This is a genomic window from Thermodesulfobacteriota bacterium (assembly GCA_040757775.1).
Lineage (GTDB): Bacteria > Desulfobacterota > UBA8473 > UBA8473 > UBA8473 > UBA8473.
The window spans coordinates 1-18,248 of record JBFLWQ010000018.1 but is presented as its reverse complement, the minus strand read 5'-3'; the positions used below and the strand labels follow the sequence as shown (position 1 = coordinate 18,248).

The 18,248-nt window shown below is 44.4% G+C and carries 15 protein-coding genes; 3 read left to right on the top strand and 12 right to left on the bottom strand.

Features of this window, described 5'->3' with window-relative positions:
* Positions 1 to 11: 11 nt before the first annotated feature.
* From AB1401_11120 to AB1401_11110, 3 genes are read left to right on the top strand one after another with little or no spacing between them, the layout of a single operon-like run.
* Entirely contained in the window at positions 12 to 785 is a 774-nt protein-coding gene (locus tag AB1401_11120; GenBank protein ID MEW6615999.1) for an ABC transporter ATP-binding protein, read from the top strand.
* Positions 778 to 1,545 (top strand): ABC transporter ATP-binding protein, encoded by a 768-nt coding sequence (locus AB1401_11115; GenBank protein MEW6615998.1) that lies wholly within the window; start codon positions 778 to 780, stop codon positions 1,543 to 1,545. The genes AB1401_11120 and AB1401_11115 overlap by 8 nt, the downstream gene beginning before the upstream one ends.
* Positions 1,546 to 4,569: a transglycosylase domain-containing protein gene (locus AB1401_11110; protein MEW6615997.1), complete on the top strand. Its 3,024-nt coding sequence runs from the start codon at positions 1,546 to 1,548 to the stop codon at positions 4,567 to 4,569.
* Between the two features lie 42 nt (positions 4,570 to 4,611).
* On the opposite strand, the gene AB1401_11105 is transcribed toward AB1401_11110, so the two are convergent.
* From AB1401_11105 to AB1401_11050, 12 genes are all read right to left on the bottom strand, one after another.
* Positions 4,612 to 6,231 (bottom strand): MBL fold metallo-hydrolase, encoded by a 1,620-nt coding sequence (locus AB1401_11105; GenBank protein MEW6615996.1) that lies wholly within the window; start codon positions 6,229 to 6,231, stop codon positions 4,612 to 4,614.
* A gap of 29 nt (positions 6,232 to 6,260) precedes the next feature.
* Positions 6,261 to 6,914 (bottom strand): TIGR00730 family Rossman fold protein, encoded by a 654-nt coding sequence (locus AB1401_11100; protein ID MEW6615995.1) that lies wholly within the window; start codon positions 6,912 to 6,914, stop codon positions 6,261 to 6,263.
* Between the two features lie 203 nt (positions 6,915 to 7,117).
* A complete protein-coding gene (locus tag AB1401_11095; GenBank protein ID MEW6615994.1) occupies positions 7,118 to 7,900 on the bottom strand; it encodes an AAA family ATPase in 783 nt (260 codons plus the stop codon).
* A gap of 5 nt (positions 7,901 to 7,905) precedes the next feature.
* On the bottom strand, positions 7,906 to 9,165 hold the full coding sequence (locus AB1401_11090; protein MEW6615993.1) for a 2-hydroxyacyl-CoA dehydratase family protein: 1,260 nt from the start codon (positions 9,163 to 9,165) through the stop codon (positions 7,906 to 7,908).
* A gap of 1 nt (position 9,166) precedes the next feature.
* A complete protein-coding gene (locus AB1401_11085; GenBank protein ID MEW6615992.1) occupies positions 9,167 to 10,291 on the bottom strand; it encodes a 2-hydroxyacyl-CoA dehydratase family protein in 1,125 nt (374 codons plus the stop codon).
* 112 nt (positions 10,292 to 10,403) lie between these two features.
* On the bottom strand, positions 10,404 to 11,195 hold the full coding sequence (locus tag AB1401_11080; protein ID MEW6615991.1) for an acyl-CoA dehydratase activase: 792 nt from the start codon (positions 11,193 to 11,195) through the stop codon (positions 10,404 to 10,406).
* Between the two features lie 101 nt (positions 11,196 to 11,296).
* Positions 11,297 to 12,064: an acyl-CoA dehydratase activase gene (locus tag AB1401_11075; protein ID MEW6615990.1), complete on the bottom strand. Its 768-nt coding sequence runs from the start codon at positions 12,062 to 12,064 to the stop codon at positions 11,297 to 11,299.
* 136 nt (positions 12,065 to 12,200) lie between these two features.
* A complete protein-coding gene (locus AB1401_11070) occupies positions 12,201 to 13,250 on the bottom strand; it encodes a hypothetical protein (GenBank protein ID MEW6615989.1) in 1,050 nt (349 codons plus the stop codon).
* Positions 13,251 to 13,507: 257 nt separating this feature from the next.
* Entirely contained in the window at positions 13,508 to 14,554 is a 1,047-nt protein-coding gene (locus AB1401_11065; GenBank protein MEW6615988.1) for an epoxyqueuosine reductase, read from the bottom strand.
* A 101-nt stretch (positions 14,555 to 14,655) separates the two neighbouring features.
* On the bottom strand, positions 14,656 to 15,246 hold the full coding sequence (locus tag AB1401_11060) for an AMP-binding protein (protein MEW6615987.1): 591 nt from the start codon (positions 15,244 to 15,246) through the stop codon (positions 14,656 to 14,658).
* A 417-nt stretch (positions 15,247 to 15,663) separates the two neighbouring features.
* Positions 15,664 to 16,917 carry a 2-hydroxyacyl-CoA dehydratase family protein gene (locus AB1401_11055; GenBank protein ID MEW6615986.1) on the bottom strand — a complete coding sequence of 418 codons (1,254 nt, stop codon included), beginning with the start codon at positions 16,915 to 16,917 and terminating at the stop codon, positions 15,664 to 15,666.
* A gap of 107 nt (positions 16,918 to 17,024) precedes the next feature.
* Complete coding sequence (locus AB1401_11050; protein ID MEW6615985.1) at positions 17,025 to 18,128, bottom strand: radical SAM protein; 1,104 nt, start codon at positions 18,126 to 18,128, stop codon at positions 17,025 to 17,027.
* Positions 18,129 to 18,248 lie beyond the last annotated feature (120 nt).

Here is an 18,248-nt window from a genome sequence, read left to right as displayed (position 1 = left end):
AGAGGCTTTCTATGCCTTTCTTCGAAGTAGAAAACTTACTTATCCGCTTTGGTGGCCTGAAGGCTTTAAACAATGTCAGCTTTCAGGTAGAAGAGAATTCCATATATTCCATTATTGGCCCTAATGGAGCTGGAAAGACTACCCTCTTCAACTGTATTAGCGGAATTTATAAACCAGATACGGGTAGAATAATATTTAAAGGAGAAGATATAATAAGATGTAGGCCTCACAAAATTGCCGTAAAAGGGATCGCCCGTACTTTTCAGAATATTGAATTGTTCTCCCACATGACTACCCTTGATAACCTTCTTTTAGGAAGGCACTGTCAGATGAAGACCAATATCTTAAATAGCGCCTTCTTTACTCGAAAGGTGGTAAAGGAAGAGGTTGCTAATCGAGAGGCAGTTGAACGTATCATAGATTTTCTTGACTTACAGTCTGCCAGGAATCAACTGGTTGCAAATCTTCCTTTTGGTACCCGGAGGCTTGTTGAACTGGGGAGGGCATTGGCATTGGAACCCCAGTTGCTTCTTCTGGATGAGCCATCAGCCGGAATGAATCTGGAGGAAAAAGGAGATTTGATGATATGGATTCAGGATATAAAGGAGGACTTTGGTATAACCATACTTTTGATAGAGCATGATATGAAATTGGTTATGGATATCTCTGACAGGGTTTTAGCCCTCAATTATGGAGAGAAGATAACCGAAGGGCTGCCATTAGAAGTGCAGCATCACAAAGAAGTTTTAAAGGCATATTTAGGAGAGGAAGATACGATTGCTTAAGGTAAAAAACATAGAGACCAGCTATGGATTTGTCAATGCCATTCGCGGTGTTTCCCTGGACCTGGAGGAAGGTGATATAAAGACCGTCCTTGGGGCAAACGGTGCCGGAAAGACCACTATCCTTAAAACTATAATGGGACTGTTGGAAGACCAGCCTGAAAAGGGGACTATAGAGTTCATGGGTAAGAGAATCGACAGAATGGATACAGAGGATATCGTGCATCTTGGTATATCCTATGTCCCTGAAGGGAGGGAGATATTCCCCGAACTGACAGTTTTTGAGAACCTGAAGATGGGTTCATATACACGAAGGGACAAAGACGGAATCAGGAAAGACTACAAACGGGTTTCTGAGCACTTTCCTGTCCTGGAGGAAAGGAAAAATCAGCTGGCAGGGACACTAAGCGGTGGGGAACAGCAAATGTTGGCTATAGGTCGTGCCTTGATGGCTAGACCAAAGCTCCTCCTTTTGGACGAACCCTCTCTGGGTTTATCTCCGGTACTGGTAAAGGATATATTCGAGATTATTAAGGCTATCAACAGAGAAGGGATCACTATTCTGTTGGTAGAGCAGAACGCAAAGATGGCACTTAACATAGGGAATTATGGGTACGTATTGGAAAACGGCAGGATTGTTCTGTCCGATGAAACAAGGGTCCTCCTGGAAAACGATGATGTAAAGGAATTCTACTTAGGAGTAAAACTGGAAGAGTCAGTAAAAGGTTATCAGAGATATAAGAGAAAGAAGAGATGGAGGTAAATTACTATTGATAGTTCAGGATGGGAGAGATCTCATCAAAAAAAGAGACTCAGGTCATATGGTAAGATTTTATTAACTTTTCTCTTTGTTTCGGCGTTAGCTCTGGCAATAGCTTATGAAATAAGGACAAGCGTATGGGAAGCAGCTATCTTTTCCTGGTGCTCAAAGAATGTAACATGGAGACTTCAAGGAGGGGAGAGCAGTGATATCTCCTTTCCTATCGATGGTCCGTTTGACATCTCCAGAGGCTATACAGATTTACCAAAATTTCAAAAGCGTCTTAAAGAAAAAGGTTATATAGTAACCTCACAGGCAAGGCAATCGAAGACTGCCCTTTTCCTCGGTAGAAGTGGTATCCCGATCTCTTATGAGAAAAGGGATGATCGGGGATTACGGCTGAATGATAGAGATGGTGCTAAAGCCTACCACGTTACCCTGGATACCCAACAGTTTCCCTCCTTTCAATCCATACCGCCACTTTTGGTAAAGGTTCTGCTTCACAGGGAAAATCGGGAATTATTCGATTTTGAACACCCTTTCTTGAATCCTGCCATCGAATGGGATCGTCTTGGCTTAGCGAGTCTTAGATATCTCGGTGAAAAGCTTTTTGGCATTCCAGATGGAATCGGGGGGAGTACCCTGGTAACCCAAATAGTAAAATTCAGACACTCAAGTAGGGGTATGACCAGAGGTCCTGTAGACAAGATAAGACAGATAGTAGGAGGAAGTTTATGGGCATACCGTAAGGGACCTAATACCACCGATACCCGCAAAGAAATTGTCAGGGAATACTTTAATGGAATGCCATTGGGAGCGGCTAAAGGGTACGGTGAAATTAACGGGATTGGTAAAGGGATGTGGGCATGGTTTGGTAAAAACATAGACCAGCTAATGTCTGATTTGCAGATGAATGAAACGAATCAGGAAGTGCTTTATAGAAAGGCAAATACACTTAAAGAGGCACTTTCGCTTATCATTGCCACACGACACCCATCCCTGTATCTCCAAAAGGACCACACCATACTGGAGAAAAAAGTGAATGGGTATCTTCGCCTTTTAGAAGCGGACGGAATCATCAGTACAGCTTTAAAAAAAGCTGCAACGACAGCCCATTTAGAATTCAGGCCCGGTGCACCTATCCCTCCCCCTCTTTCTCTCGTGGAGCGAAAAGGAACAGACTCTGTCCGTATAAGTTTACTCAAGCTACTGGGCATTGAGACACTTTATGAACTGGATCGATTGGATATGACTGTTGATACTACCTTTGACTTCGATACCCAGCAGAAAGTCAATAGCATCTTGAATTCTCTTTATGCTCCTGAGTTCTTAGCGGAAAATGGATTCTTAGCACCCTATCTTTTAAACAAAGGAGATCCTGGAGATGTGATATACAGTTTTGCCCTTTTTGAAAGCCGTCCAGAGGGGAATCTTTTAAGGATTCAGGCTGATACCCTGAATAAACCCCTCAATGTTACTACCGGTATAAAACTTGAGTTGGGCTCTACAGCGAAGCTTCGAACCCTGGCTTCTTACCTGATGGTCATTGATTACCTTTATGGTTATTTTGCAGAGAAAGACCAAAGCGACCTTTTAAGGAAGAAGTCGCAGGTCAATGACCCTTTATCCAAATGGGTCCTGGATTATCTGCTCTATCACCCAAAGGCAACGCAAGAAGAGGTACTCAAGGCTAGCATGCAGAGGAGCATTTCTGGTAATCCTAATCAGGTTTTTTTCACAGGGGGGGGAGTGCACACGTTTAAGAATTTTAAGAAGGATCAGGATAACCGATTCTTTACCGTCGAAGAAGGGTTTTGCCAATCAGTGAACCTTGTCTTCATCCGGCTGATGAAGGAGGTGGTTGACTACTATATGGCAAATCTTGGCTATGATGTGAAGGCTCTGCTTTCAGAAATAAACAATCCTCAACGGTTACCTCTTTTGAAAGAAGCGATGGAGCTGGAATCTGTCGAATTCCTCAAAAAATATTACCGGATTCATGTCTCTAAAGCCTATAAAGAGTCTTTTGCAATACTCTGCCAATCTTCCCTGCATCCTCTGAGGAACTGGGTAATTCTTTACTTGAAGGAAAATCCAGAAGCTACCCTGGAGCAATTAGTAACAGCGGCAAAGTCCCATTTCCAGGAAAATGCCATAAACCTGGCTTTGCTCAATAAGATGTTTAGAGCCTATCAAGGAAAATCATACCATCTCATTGATGAGGCTTACCTTCTGGGAAGGCATCCCCTTGAGGTCTGGTTGGTCTTCTATCTGAAAGACCATCCTGGGTCCCTCTGGAATAAAGTGCTGGAAGCAAGCAAAGATGCCAGGATGCTATCTTCTTCATGGATATTCAGGACCCGTTTTCACAACGCACAAAATCTGAGGATAAGAAGCCTTCTCGAACGAAAGGCATTTGCTGAGATTCATCGAACATGGAGGTCTATGGGATATCCATTCGGAACACTTGTTCCCTCTCTGGCAACTGCAATTGGAAGCTCAGCTGATAGACCGGTAAACCTGGCAGAGTTTATGGGTATCATCCTCAATGAGGGAATTTATAAACCAATGATCAGTTTTAAAGGGCTTCATTTTGGAGAGGGTACCCCTTATGAAACGCATCTTAGCAAACCCCCTGATACCAGGAAAAGGGTCATGTCTCCTTTAGTGGCACGATCTTTGAGGGACGCCCTGAGGCAGGTAGTGGAAAGGGGTACTGCCCAAAGGATTAAAAATACTTTTACCCTCTCCGATGGCACATCCGCTGAGGTAGGTGGGAAAACTGGTACTGGAGACAACCGGGTTGAAACTTTCCGCCGTGATGCAGGGGTTGTCAGCTCAAAGATCATCAATCGCACCAGCACCTTTGTTTTTTATGCAGACAGATTCTTTGGAATTGTTACTGTCCACGTAGAAGGTCCGAATGCCTCACAATATGAATTCACAAGTGCTTTAGCGGTTCAGGTATTAAAGACCTTGTGGTCGGCACTGCAACCACTTTTTGCCGAGAAAGGGCAAGCGGCTTAACTCAGTCTAAGCTAATATTCCACGTTCCCCCATTTTCCGTTCTCATATCTCCTTACCAGCCAGATGCTCCCTGATTTCATTCAGCCTTTCATTGATTTCCCGAAGCTTGGGCGTAAGGCTTTCTCGCATCCTGAAGTCAGGAATATCTTCAATGTCTCCAATCCGGGTTATAATGTCGTCCAGCCTTTCCCATGTAACGTCCAATTCGGCATTGAATTCCAGCGGGGCAACCGCAATGCCTTCTTTCCTGAATTTGCCCATGGCGATGTCCAGATCGATAGTTTCTCCCAATTGTGGAACAATGGGAGAGATATTTAGTTCTTCACTGACATAATTGCTAAATGCCAGTGAGCTGCTGGGTTCTCCATGGACAATCACAGTAGCATAAGGTTTTGGATTAAAATGCGTGAGCCATTTAAGAAGTCCGTCCCTGTCGGCGTGAGCAGAAAATCCTCCGATAGTGTGAATCTTGGCTCTTACGGTTACTTCTTCTCCGAAAATCTTTACACGTCTGGCACCGTCTACAATGAGCCGCCCCGTGGTACCCTGTGCCTGATAGCCCACAAACACAATGTGAGCCTCTGGACGCCAGAGATTATAGCGGAGGTGGTGTTTAATACGGCCGGCGTGTGCCATTCCGCTGGCCGCGATGATTATGGCTCCCTTTTTGATATCGTTCAAACGTATGGATTCTTCAGCCGAGCGGCTGAAATGCATCCCGGGGAAATCCAGCGGATGGTTGCCTGCCCGCAATTTGTTCACAGTTGCTTTATCAAAGCATTCCGGATGCTTTAGAAAGATTTCTGTAGCCGAGATGGCAAGAGGGCTGTCTATATAAACATCCATATAGGGGATTTGTTTTTTCTGGTAAAGCTCGTTTAATATATAAAGCACCTCCTGGGTACGCTCCACCGCAAAGGCTGGAATCACCACGTTGCCACCGTCCTTATAGGCGGCAATGACTACCTCTCTGAGTTCCTGATATGTGCTTTCCTTGGACTTATGAATACGATTACCGTAAGTAGATTCAATAAAGACCACATCGGCTTTCTGGATATACGTAGGGTCTGAAATTATCGGCTGATTGATACTACCCAGATCACCGGAAAAGACTATCTTAACCTCACGGTCTTTTTCTTTGACCCAAAGCTCGATAATGGCAGAACCCAGGATATGTCCCGCGTCACTGAAACGGGCACGCATATGAGGAGAGAGGATAACATCGTTTCCGTAAGTTATTGGCATGAAATATTTCATTGCCGCCTCAGCATTATCCTGGGTATAAAGAGGTTCAATCAAGCGTTTGCGGCCTGCGCGCCTCTTTTTGCGATTATGCCATTCCGCTTCCATCTCCTGTATATGCGCGCTGTCAGCCAGCATAATCCTGCACAAGTCTGCGGTAGCGGGGGTACACAGGATGCTGCCGGAAAACCCATTCCGCACAAGTTTGGGGATGAGACCACTGTGATCGATATGGGCATGCGTTAAGAAAAGATGGCTCACCGTCCCGGGGTCGTAGGGGAAATCCAGATAGTTGCGCTCCTCCATTTGCCTCGATCCCTGAAACATGCCACAGTCCACAAGTACCCTTACACCCTCCGTCTCAATCAGGTAGTTGGAGCCTGTTACCGTCCCTGCCGCCCCTGCACAATTTACTTTCATAGCCTTCCCCCTTATACCATACCTGCTTACTACACGATTACCGTGCGCTTGATGGTCTTCACCACTTCGTCCGGGTCATCCAGGATGATTACCCTCTCCATATCCTCCGGGGATATCTTGTTTTTTTCCAGGAGGTTCTTTCTCATCCACTCCAACAGACCATTCCAGTAATCGGACCCTACAAGTATCACAGGGAAAGGTTTTATCCGTTTGGTCTGGATCAGGGTCATGGCTTCGAATATCTCATCAAGTGTTCCGAAACCGCCAGGCATGCCTATATAGGCCTGAGCATATTTGATAAACATTACCTTCCTTACGAAAAAGTATTTGAACTCCAGGTTTACATCTACGTAAGGGTTGATTTTTTGCTCCAGAGGTAGGCGAATATTTAGCCCGACAGACTTTGAGCCTCCCTCTCTTGCCCCTCTGTTAGCTGCCTCCATGATACCAGGCCCACCACCGGTAATGATGTTGAAGCCATTTTCAGCCAATTTCTTAGCAATAACTACAGTCTTTTCATATGTTTCATCACCCGGGAGAACTCGGGCAGAGCCAAAAACAGAGATGCAGGGATAGATGTCAGATAGTGCCTCGAAACCATCGACAAATTCGGCTATAATTTTAAAGAGTCGCCAGGAATCATAAACAGTTATTGCATCAATCAGGTATTGTTTTTCTGACATGGCTATCTACCTCCCTGTTTTTCGGAACGGCAGGGGCGAACGGCCGTTCGCCCCTACTGTCTATCAAATAGTTTACATATTGTCAAGGATGTTTGGTTGATGGGTAATTGAGATTGCCAAATCGATCAACAAAGAAAGGAGGGTACTGTCCTATTAGGGAAATAGAACGTCAGGATGGCATTTAGAACCCCTGAGGGCGATTATTAGAACCCTATTTGATGCAATACTTCCCGAACGGCTACTACGCCAGGAGAATCATTGGGAAGGTCAATTATGGGCTTGCCGACAGAGTCAAATCTTGTTATGTTTTCATCTTCTGGAATATAGCCAAGGATTTTGAGCCCCGTCTCTTCCGCAACTTCTATTATTCCTTTACTTTCTTCTTTTACCCTGTTGATAACCATGCCCATTTTGGTTTCACTGGTATCGTTGTTTTCTTCAGTAATCTTTTTGATGAGTTTAGCATTGTGAATCCCTCTGGTGGAGGTGTCAGTAACAATCACCAGGGTATCGACGCTTCTAAGCACCCTTCGGTTGACTTGCTCGGGGCCGGCTTCACAATCAATGAGGGTAATATCAAAATCCCTGGAAAGGGTTTCTATCCCATACCTTAATAGGTCATTAACCGCGCAAAAGCAGCCTGGTCCTTCGGGTCGACCCATTACCAACAGGTCAAATCCATTCCCTTGTCCCATGACCTCAGCTATCACTTTCTGCATAGGTATATCTTGAATCCTGCTCTTTGCTTCTGGGTTTTTGATAATCTCTTCCCGGATGTCTCCTACTGTCCTGTATGCCGTTGCACCTACTGCAGAGGGTAAACACGCTGCTGAATCAGCATCTATAGCCAATATCTTAAATTTTTCCATTTTTGAAAGTACACCGACCATGATTGCTACCAGAGCTGTTTTCCCTGCTCCACCCTTGCCGCTCACAGCAATCACCCTTCCCGCATTTTGCCGGTCTGACCCTGGTCTTGACATCATGCCCCTCACAAATAAGTGTCAAAAAACTGTTCAATTTTTGCCTTAATGGTTTCCGATGAGGCAACCCTTGGATCGTAAGCATCGAAATCAAAAAACAGGGTGGGAATTCCCACTTCCTCTTTTATAACATCCTTTAGCAGCTTGGCAGACGCCCAGCCATACTTACAACCCACATGTCCTGCAAAAATAGCCACATCCGCTTTATATTCCCTGCATATACCAACAACTTCCTCCAGTAATGTGTCCACGGGGCCTCTGCCGTGCCTTCCCATAGGAGCTTTCAGTATTTTAGATGCCAGACCACGGGCTATTTTTGACAGACTCGAGGTGTCTTCTATAGGTTCATTGACCCAAAGATTCAGCAGGTCCATCACGACGACAGCTCCATATTCCCTCTCCATCCACTCTAACACCCCCAGGTCGAAAAACGTGGAGGACCAGACCATAGCTACTCTCAATTTCTCCTCTGGAAGGGCGCCCTCATTTCTCTGAACCCGTTCCAGTGCCATTTCATACTGTTTCTTATACCAGTCCACCAGGAAGGGGGTTCCGGCAAGCCCCAAAATAGCACCTGCAGCTATAGCAGAAGACCGGCTCGAAATAGGGCAGGGTACCTCTTTCCTGAGTTTGTTAGCTTTGAGCACATATTCCTGTGCCTGGTTAGAATATTCTACAACCTGCTTTAGCCTATCAAAGTCTAACTTTTGATTTGTCTGCTCTTCCAGAAAGGAGATGAGTTTAGTAAACTGACTGGCAAAGTATATATGGCTCCTCTCGTCATCCAGGTAAGGCGTATCAAAACAAAACTGGGGGACTCCAAGATACTCGGCAAGAACTGGATAAATAATACTTGCCGAATCACAGGGGTGGGCTGCTATATGGATGAGCATATCCGGATAAGGAAAATCACCGGAGAGGGCTGCACCGAGGGTGTACTTGTTGATGGCACACAACGACTCAGGGACGTGTTGTTCAGCAAAGTCCACGTACTTGATGATGCCTTCGGGAAAGGAGGAAATTACCGAACCTGCATACTCTCCTGAGAATGGAGCTATATCCATGGCACGGAACAATTCCGGAGTAAGGAGGAAAAAATACCACGCTATAGGTTTGTTTTGGACAACATCTTCATAAAGCATCTCGAAATACTTTGCTGCTGGTTCATACATCCATTTACGTTCAGGATATTTACTCCCTACATGATTGAGCAATCCCTGCATACTATTATGTACCTTTTCAATTTCACGTATATTCTTTTGCGTCATTTTAACCCCTCCCTATCATTTCTAGAAATGCTCCAACCCTGGTACTCATTTGTCCCGCACCGCTGGTCATGTACTCCCGATCCACTACCAAAAGAGGAATGTTCAGTTCATCCAACCTCTTCTGGAGGATAAGGGTTGTGCCTCCCCAAAGGTCGCAACAACGGATTCTCTCCATGATGACACCATCAACGTTAAACTTTTCAACCATTCCCTTAGTATAAGTAACGATTTGGCCAATATCCTCAGACATCCTGGGGCATACAGGACGCTTTAAGTAAGAACGTGCCAAACACTCCATGAGGTCACCGTTGGTCTTCACCGGCTCCCAGAAGTACCTGCTTCCGAAACACAGGGCATCAGTGACTACCAGGCAACCCATACCCTCGATAATCCCTATATAATCGGGATCATCAATAACACTTCCCATGACCATCAATCTGGGACTATGGGTCGAGATACCCTTCCGCTTACCAACCTCTTCCAGCAATCCCTTAAGTAGCCTGTTGTAATCTTCTTTTGGAGTCGACATGGCAGCCACAACAATCTCGTGTGCTTCTTTCCCGGTCAGGAGCGGGTTCCCCCTTTGGCGAAACTCGTATACCTTCCTCAGCAGGTCTCGGGTTTCATTATACACCGCTATTGATTTTCGGATACTTTCCTCAGTGATGCTGACATCAAACGCTTTTTCCAGACCTGCCTTGAAGATAGCAAGCTCATCTCTGTACCAATTCACCGCTTCTTCATCGGTCTTATGGGGGACACTGAGAAAGTGATAATAAGGTGTCTTTACCTTACGCTTCAGGATATCGTACAGACGCCGGATATGCTCGCAGCTGTTCATAGACACCACTCCATCAAGAAACCAATAGCCGCCCTCCAGCGCTAATTCCAGGCAGCTGCGGGCAAAGGAACAGTTGACTGCGGATAAAAAAGCATCTGCAGCCGGTGTATTGGTACAGCCTGTGGCTTTTATCCTGTAGGGGAAGATGCCTGCCGCATGAAGAATCTCCTCGGGTATGTAGGAGCAGAAAAACCCCACTACGGGTTTACCCTGGGCTTTCCATTTGTCTACAGCAGGATTGGCAATTGTTTTAGACATTTCGCTTAATTCTTCTAAAGATGTCATTTTCACTTCCTCCCTTTTTTTACGAACTCCCCTTTAACTGTCCAGCCAGATATTCTGGCATCATTCTGTCTCCTGAGTAGTTACATCTCCTTATCACCTGTTAGCCTCAACCCTATGCAAGAGATTGCCCTTTTTTGTACCTCTCTTTTGCAAAGAGAGCTGCACCTAACGCACCAACAATCTGAGGTTCCTCAGACATGAGTGGTTTTAATCCGACTTTTTCAGCTACCTTTTTGATCACCCCTATGTTCTTTGCAATTCCACCGCTTATAACAAAATCGCCTTCTATCCCAACCCTCTGGAGTAAAGCGAATACCCTGGTTGCTATAGCCTCATGAACCCCGGAGAGAATCTCACTCTTTGGGACACCGCTTCTTAGCAGAGAAACCGCCTCTGATTTAGCAAAAACAGCACATGCAGAACTTATCATAGCATCCTTTTTAGCCTCTAAGGATGTTTTACCAATATCTTCAAGGGGTATGCCCAGTACATCTGCCATTACCTCACAGAATCTACCTGTTCCTGCTGCACACTTGTCATTCATTGCAAAATTTGTTACCTTCCCTTTCTCATTACATCTTATGGCTTTACAGTCCTGTCCACCCATGTCAAGAATGGTCTTCACATCAGGAAATAGGTAATTGGCACCTTTGGCATGGCATGAAATCTCTGTTATATTTTCGTTTGCAAAAGGAACAATAACCCTCCCGTACCCCGTTGCTATAGTATACTCGATATCTTCAAAAGAGATGTTGGCATTTTTTAACGCTTCATCTGTTGCTTTTTTAGCAGTCAATGCACTATCTGCCCCTGTTCTAACTATACTATACGAAAGTATCTTGCCGTCACTTAATATTACTGTTTCGCCACTTAATGACCCTATATCAACTCCAGCCACTATCATTTTCTGCCTCCTTAAAGAGGGGTCAGACCCCAAATAGCTTGAACATCATATAGTTAAAAGTAGGGGCGAACGGCCGTTCGCCCCTACTCCGGTTCCTGATTTTATGAATTTCGAGCAATAAGAGCAGCTCCCAATGCACCAATCAATTGAGGATATTCCGCTATATATATTTTTATCCCCAATTTTTCCTCTAATGCCCTGACCATACCTATGTTCTTCGCTACTCCACCAGTCATAACAACATCATTTTTCATACCTATTCTATTTACCATGCCGAATATTCTGTCAGCTATAGACTCGTGAATACCAGCCAGGATATCGTTTCGCGGTATTCCCTTGTGTATATGAGAGACCACCTCAGACTCTGCAAATACTGCGCACATACTGCTGATCTGGGCCTTTTCTTTGTATTCTAAAGAAAGTTGTCCTATGTCTTCGAGAGAGACCTCCAATGCCTTTGCCATAGTATCTAAGAAAACACCTGTTCCAGCCGCGCACTTATCATTTCCGGCAAAGTCTTCTACTACTCCCTCTTCATTAATACGTATTACCTTGCTGCTTTCAGCACCAACATCAATTACCGTCCTTGCTTTTGGGAATAACCAGTGGCTTCCTTTGGCGTGGCATAGCATTTCTGATTTAGATTCTTTTGCAAAAGGAACCAACCTTCTCCCATAACCTGTAGAAACAATATTTTTCAACTCCTCAAAAGATATCTTTGCTTTTTTAATGGCCTCATCCATTGCTTTTTTGACGACTAAAGCCCCCTCTTCTTCTGTTGTAATTACACTGGTAGACAAAATATTGTCATCTTCTAAGATAAGCACTTTGGTGCTAAGGGAACCAAGATCAATGCCTGCAGTTATCATCTTTTACTTTCCCTCCTCTACAATCATATCGATAGGATTCATGAAAAATTGATAGTAACTATCCAACCACTCTATTAATTAGAGTTTTACCCTCCCCCCTTTAGAAAAGTCAAGGAATATTTTATATTATGCCTTCCTAAAAATATTCCTTTAGCCGACCGGCCAGATATTCCGGCATGCTGTCGAAGAAATTGTCCATGAAATAGAGAGTGGCAAGAGGAATGTCATTCACATAATTGTCTGAATAATTTGGTCTGGTGGTTATCCTTATATTAGACCAAAAACTATTACTTTTTTCTCCCAAAGGGCCTGAATACACAACGTAGTTAAAGGAATTCTTTTGAAGGTCATTCTTATAGAAGGAGAGTATTTTTGTAATACCACGTGCAATACCTTCTATATCACTCTTATCAAATTCGAGAAAGTTTGATTTCCCGGGTATCACACCAGTAAACTCATTTCCTGATATAGGGGAAAAGGAAGCCATCCATTCAACGCTTTTTGTTCTCCCTACATACCTTTCGCCGAGTTCTTTCTCCGTATCTATGAGGTTTTGCCAAAAGTTTATGGAGTTTTTGTTCAGGTAGTTTTGACTTTCCTTCATCATGCTATCGAGATATGGAAAGGGATCTCTGGTCATAAAAACCGGGTTGTGAGGGTGGAGCACAGACGAACCGGCGGGGGGGAAATAGTTCATCCCAAAAGCTGCATATTTAAGTTCCGGCTTTCTGCTATGTACAGTTCGGCAGAAATCAATAATCATACTGTAGAAGTTTATGAACATTTCAACGGAGAATTGATCGAGCTTTAGGAAATGGTCTTTACCTATGACACCGACAGCACTGATCTCATAAATCTGGAAAAGGTTTGGGAAAATCCATGAATCGCCTTTCCTGAGCCTCCCCTCCGGCAAGATGTCAGGTGGGAATTTAGGCGTTCCTTTTTCTATGTTCTCCGGACAGAAGAAACAACCTTTTCTTGTTTTTTCTACTATCATTTTTATAAAGTTTTCATTGGTAGGCTGGTTCACATGTTTCGCCTTTTCTGCGAGATCTACATTAAATAACCTTCTCACCCCGGTCAATGGATCAAAACGTACTTCGATAGTCTGACTTTCCTCTTCAAACCCCTGCATTGGATTGAAAATCGAAGAATCATACTCAAGTTTTCTGAACTCTATTGCCACAGCATCCTCCTTTTTATTGTCCCGAACATTGCCCAACTAGGAAATCTTGCTCCCAAATGTACTGCTCTGGCATTTGGTTGAAATTCGATGGTTTCAGTCCTGCATAGTTAAATTTCATAGATCATCACTTTTTTGATATTTGTAAACTTCGTAGACCCTTTGTCTTTCACAAGTACTAGTGAATGTGTGCTAAAAACACAATCATGGATGGATGACTTTTAGGGTGCCTTTCCTTAATTTCCTGAATCATTGTTTTTCTATACTTCCTCATACATTGCCCTTACCTCAGGATTCAGTGAAGAAATTCGTCTGGTTGCCTCCTCTGGCGAGACAGCCTCGCGGGAACCATCAGCAGGATTTTCCACTATTATGCCGCTTTCTATTAACATCTCATATCGTTTCTTTCTTACCTCTTTGTCCGGGTGGCACACGAGCATACAGTGACCACACGTATACTCTATTCTGTAACCGGGCATTAAGAAAGAAAAGAATCCTTTCCCATGAGACATCCTCGTTCGGTATGCTCTGGCAGTTTTGCGCATAGCGGGTTGGAATTCGCCATCGTTTTCTGGGATCGGAAATCTGCCCGGTGCCCACGTCGACCACTTGCCGGATTGATGAAGCCCTGTAAAGCCTCCACAGACATAGCCGCATCGATTATAGTCGCGACGCTTGGAATAGGAAAATTTGAACCCTCGCATTGTGACAGTAACTTCTTCATCCTGCGACATCAATCCAGAGGCACATGCAGCATTACATAAACGACAGTTGTCACAGTAGTTGTCTTCCTCTGGAAGAGGGTCTGTTGGAATGAGATCAGCTTCTGTTACAAGTGTCCCCAAGACAATTGAGGCACCTTCATTCTTTGTGATAACATTTCCAGAATACCCAAAGTGCCCGATTCCGGAACGAACGGCCATATATTTATGAGAAATAGGTGGTAGCATATCCAAGGGTCCCTTTTCCGTATCTCTTCTATAGACAACATTAGCTGCCTGGGCAACCGAAGGATAACCCTTTTGCTCCAAGAACATGGCCATTTCCAAAGAGATCCCACTTGCCAAGGCATTTGTACGGATCTGATCTGTTTCATGGGCGATACGGTCCTCTTTTTTGAGAAAGGATTCGATCGCCTTCTCATTCAGAGAGAGTGAAAAACATACCGCTGATTTTGCATTTGGCAACACATACGATAGGTCCGTTGATGGAGGGCCTCCTTCTAGCGTTTCGTTGGTCACGATACCAACGTTGCTAACTCCGTAGCTCTTGGCCATATCCTTTACGATTTGAGTCAAATCTTCCATAATCATCTCTCCTGGTTTTTTGGGCTTTTTTCTTTTTAGCGAGCATCAATTTCTGCCCGACCCCGCTTAAATAATGGCTTATCGTCCTATTCTTAATGATGCTACTCTCCCCTTGAAGAGGCTCGAATATACTCTTCACGTAACCTGTATCTCTGTATCCTGCCTGTACCGGCAGTCTTCGGTAAACTTTCAACAAAATCTACCGATTGAGGAACAGCGTAGTCAGGAAGGTTTACCTGGCATAATGCTATAATATCCTCTTCAGTTAAATAATCGCCCCTTTTAATCACCACCGCTTTGACTGTCTCTCCCAGTTTTTCATCCGGCAAGCCTATCACTGCCACCTCAAGCACCTGTGGGTGCTGCAAGATGACTTCTTCTACTTCTAAAGGCAAAATCATATTGCCTTGAGTGGTAATACTATTCTTCTTTCTACCAACAAGGAAAATATATCCCTCTTCATCTACCGTGGCTTGATCACCGGTGTAGACATAACCTCCTCTTATGGTTTGTTCCGTTGCCTCAGGGGCATTCCAGTAACCTTTCATCATATCAGGGCCTCTGGCAATAACCTCTCCAACCTGACCTGGTTGAACGTCCTCTCCTCGCTCATCTACTACCCTCGCTTCAACACATAATGGTTCACGACCGCAAGACTTTACCTGTTTACCTTTTCTGGAAGACCTTCGAATATAAATTCCTCAGGAGGAAGAAAAGAAACGAAACCTATCTTGCTAAGACCATAGATTAATAACAAAGATACTTCCGAATAACTCTACCGCTCTTTGCCATACCTCTGGGGGATAATATCCGAATATCAATATACGGCGTAAGCTAGTGTAATCATACTTGTCGAGGTCAGGGCATTCTATAATCGGTTGAAAAAACGCAGTTGGTAAGAAAATGTCAGTTACCCTTTCTTTATCAATTATCTACCGCCAGTGTAAACGCTTTTGACAGAACCCATAAATTTTTTGTTCAAAAATCAACGCTGTCTTTTTGCAAACCCTTTTGACATACCGCCTCACAATATCACCAATAACCATTTAACACCTCCTTTTAAAGGCTTACGATTCGAAGCTCAGCTGCACGCACATTTTAAAAATTGTCTACCCGGCCTTGCTAGCCAGCAAGGCTTCGATAAAGGAATCAAGATTTGCCTTCGCAGTGGTGTCATCGTATTCCCTCAAATCCACAGCATCCATATCAAAGATTGTTGTCGGGACTCCGACCTGTTCGTATACAGCATCCTTTACCAATCTCGTGCGTCCTGGCAACAATCCACAAGTCCTCTGAATTCCCACAATAACCCCATCTATCCGGAAATCTCTGACTATTTTTGCAACAAAATCAACATAGTTTGCTGATGTTGGATTGGCTATGTCAACAAGCTGCCTGTAGGCAAGGCTTTCAAGGGGTCTCTCAGGATCAATAATGGCAGGGTCATATGCACCGCCGGCTAAATACTCAGCCATGCTCTTCACAAAGATGGCGCCGTATTTCTCAACATAGTTGAGAAGCCCGAGGTTATAGGCAGGAGGCACCCCAACCCACAGAAGTCTCAACTTTTCATCGTCAAGGGCGCCCTCCTTTCTCTCTACCTTGCCCTTCACCTCTTCAAGCACTTTTTCATAAAGGGTAACCCCAAGCTCGGTTCCGCTCATTTGAAAAAGCGGATAGCACGCAGTGTTGCCATCAACAGCACTCATTGGTGTAGGCACAGTCTTTCTACAGTTGTCTATCTCATTCCAGAGTTCAATAAGCCTTTTGGAAAGCCGGACGGCCTCTTTGAGTTTGTTCATATCTACTTTGTATCCGTGCTCTCCCATAAAATCTATTGCGCCTTTCAACTGACCTGCATAATACTCGATAGCATAGTCAGGAATCTCTTTCCCCCATGTATTTATTGGAGCATCAATGAAGTAGTAAGGACAATTGTAATGATTAACCGAATACAGGAAGGACTTGGATTCGGACATACACGGAAGATTGCTTGCTATTATAAGATCAGGAGGGACAAAAAATTTCTCAAGATATGCATCACGCTCCGTAGCAATCGCACACCCTGCAAAAGTCCTATGATAGGGACAGACATCCCTCGAAAGCCCGTCTGCCTCAGCGATCTGGCAATAATGACTGGATAACTGTTTGGATGCAAGTACAAGCGGGAGATGCTCAATCGCGATTATCGGTGCATCAACACAATGATAGATCTCCCTGGGTATCAGTCCAGCAGACCAGATCACCGGTTTCCCTTCCTCCTTTGCTGCCTTTACAAGCCCGTAATACGCTTTTATAGCTTTGCCTATCTCTGATGTTGTCTGTAAACTCTTTTTTCCCGGCTCGGTCATTTTTGTTGTCATATTACACCTCCTAATGCCGATTCTTGGACGGGGATTGCATATTAAAAAAGCTAAAGCTTTGCCTGCCGGTCAGATAGGAAGGTCAAGGAAAATATGTATAGACCTATCTATTTGAGAGCAGGTTCATGCCAGCAACTGGGGTCCTCTCCCATGGGGTCTCCTGCTATAGCGGCTGCCCCTCTGCATCCACCACATGCGTACTGATACTCACACCTCCCGCATTTACCGCCTACTTTCCTTGATTGCAGTTTCTTCAATAAGGGAGAATTTAACCAGACATCCTTCAACCTATCTCTTCTGATGTCGCCAACTTCTGCCAGTAAACCAAGAGGACAGGGTACGATTTTGCCATCCACTGTGAGACCGGCACCTGCTATCCCTGCCCCACAACCCAGGGATACTTCTTTTGAATAAGGATCGATGCATTTATTCTGCATGCTCTTACTTACTATAAAAATATGGGGCAGCTCGGAGGTTATAATAAGCGTGGGTATAGTCTCCTGTATTTCAGCAAGGAATTTCAGCATTTCTCTCCTTTGCTCTCTCGATAAACAGAAGTGTGCAAGTTTCTTTGCCCTTCCTGCAGGTGCCATATCCCCTGCTTCAAATACACCTACTCCAAGATCAGAAGCGAGTTTGATCATTTCAGGAAGTTCATCATAGTTTAATAGAGATATGGTTGCCTCAATTCCCACATCAGCAAAACCCAGGCTGACGCAGGTTTCTATTGCCTCTACCGCCCTTTCAAATGAGTCTTTTCCTCTTATTAAGTTATGGGTTTTTGATTTAGCCCCATCAAGGCTGATTCTTATCTGATTAACACCGGCATCCTTCAATCTTTGTGCTACGGATCGGTTAAGGGAAAACCCATTGGTATTAATCCCTACCGATAGCTTTTTCGATCCATAGTCTGCCAGAGTAAAGATGTCTTCCCTTACAAGTGGCTCTCCACCGGCTATCAACAGGTGTTTTGTCCCCGCCTCTGCCATATTGTCTATTGCCATAAATGCCTCTTCAGTAGACAATTCATTCTTGGCAGGTTTCCCTGCTTCCACCGCACAATGAATGCATCTTAGATCACAGGCATTAGTTAGCCCCCAGGCAATAACCACAGGACGATTCAGCCGGGAGACCTTCCTTTGATATTTATCCCAGGTAAAATCCAGAATGTCTGATGGCGATAAGTGTAAACACTTTAAAGAGGTACTCATCCTCTTCTCTCTCCTTTACCACTGAATTAAAATGCCCTGTGTAAATAAGAAAGTTAAATACTTAAGCATAAATAAAGGATACCCCCACCTTCAGGTGAGGGTATCCTTCTACGGTTCGCT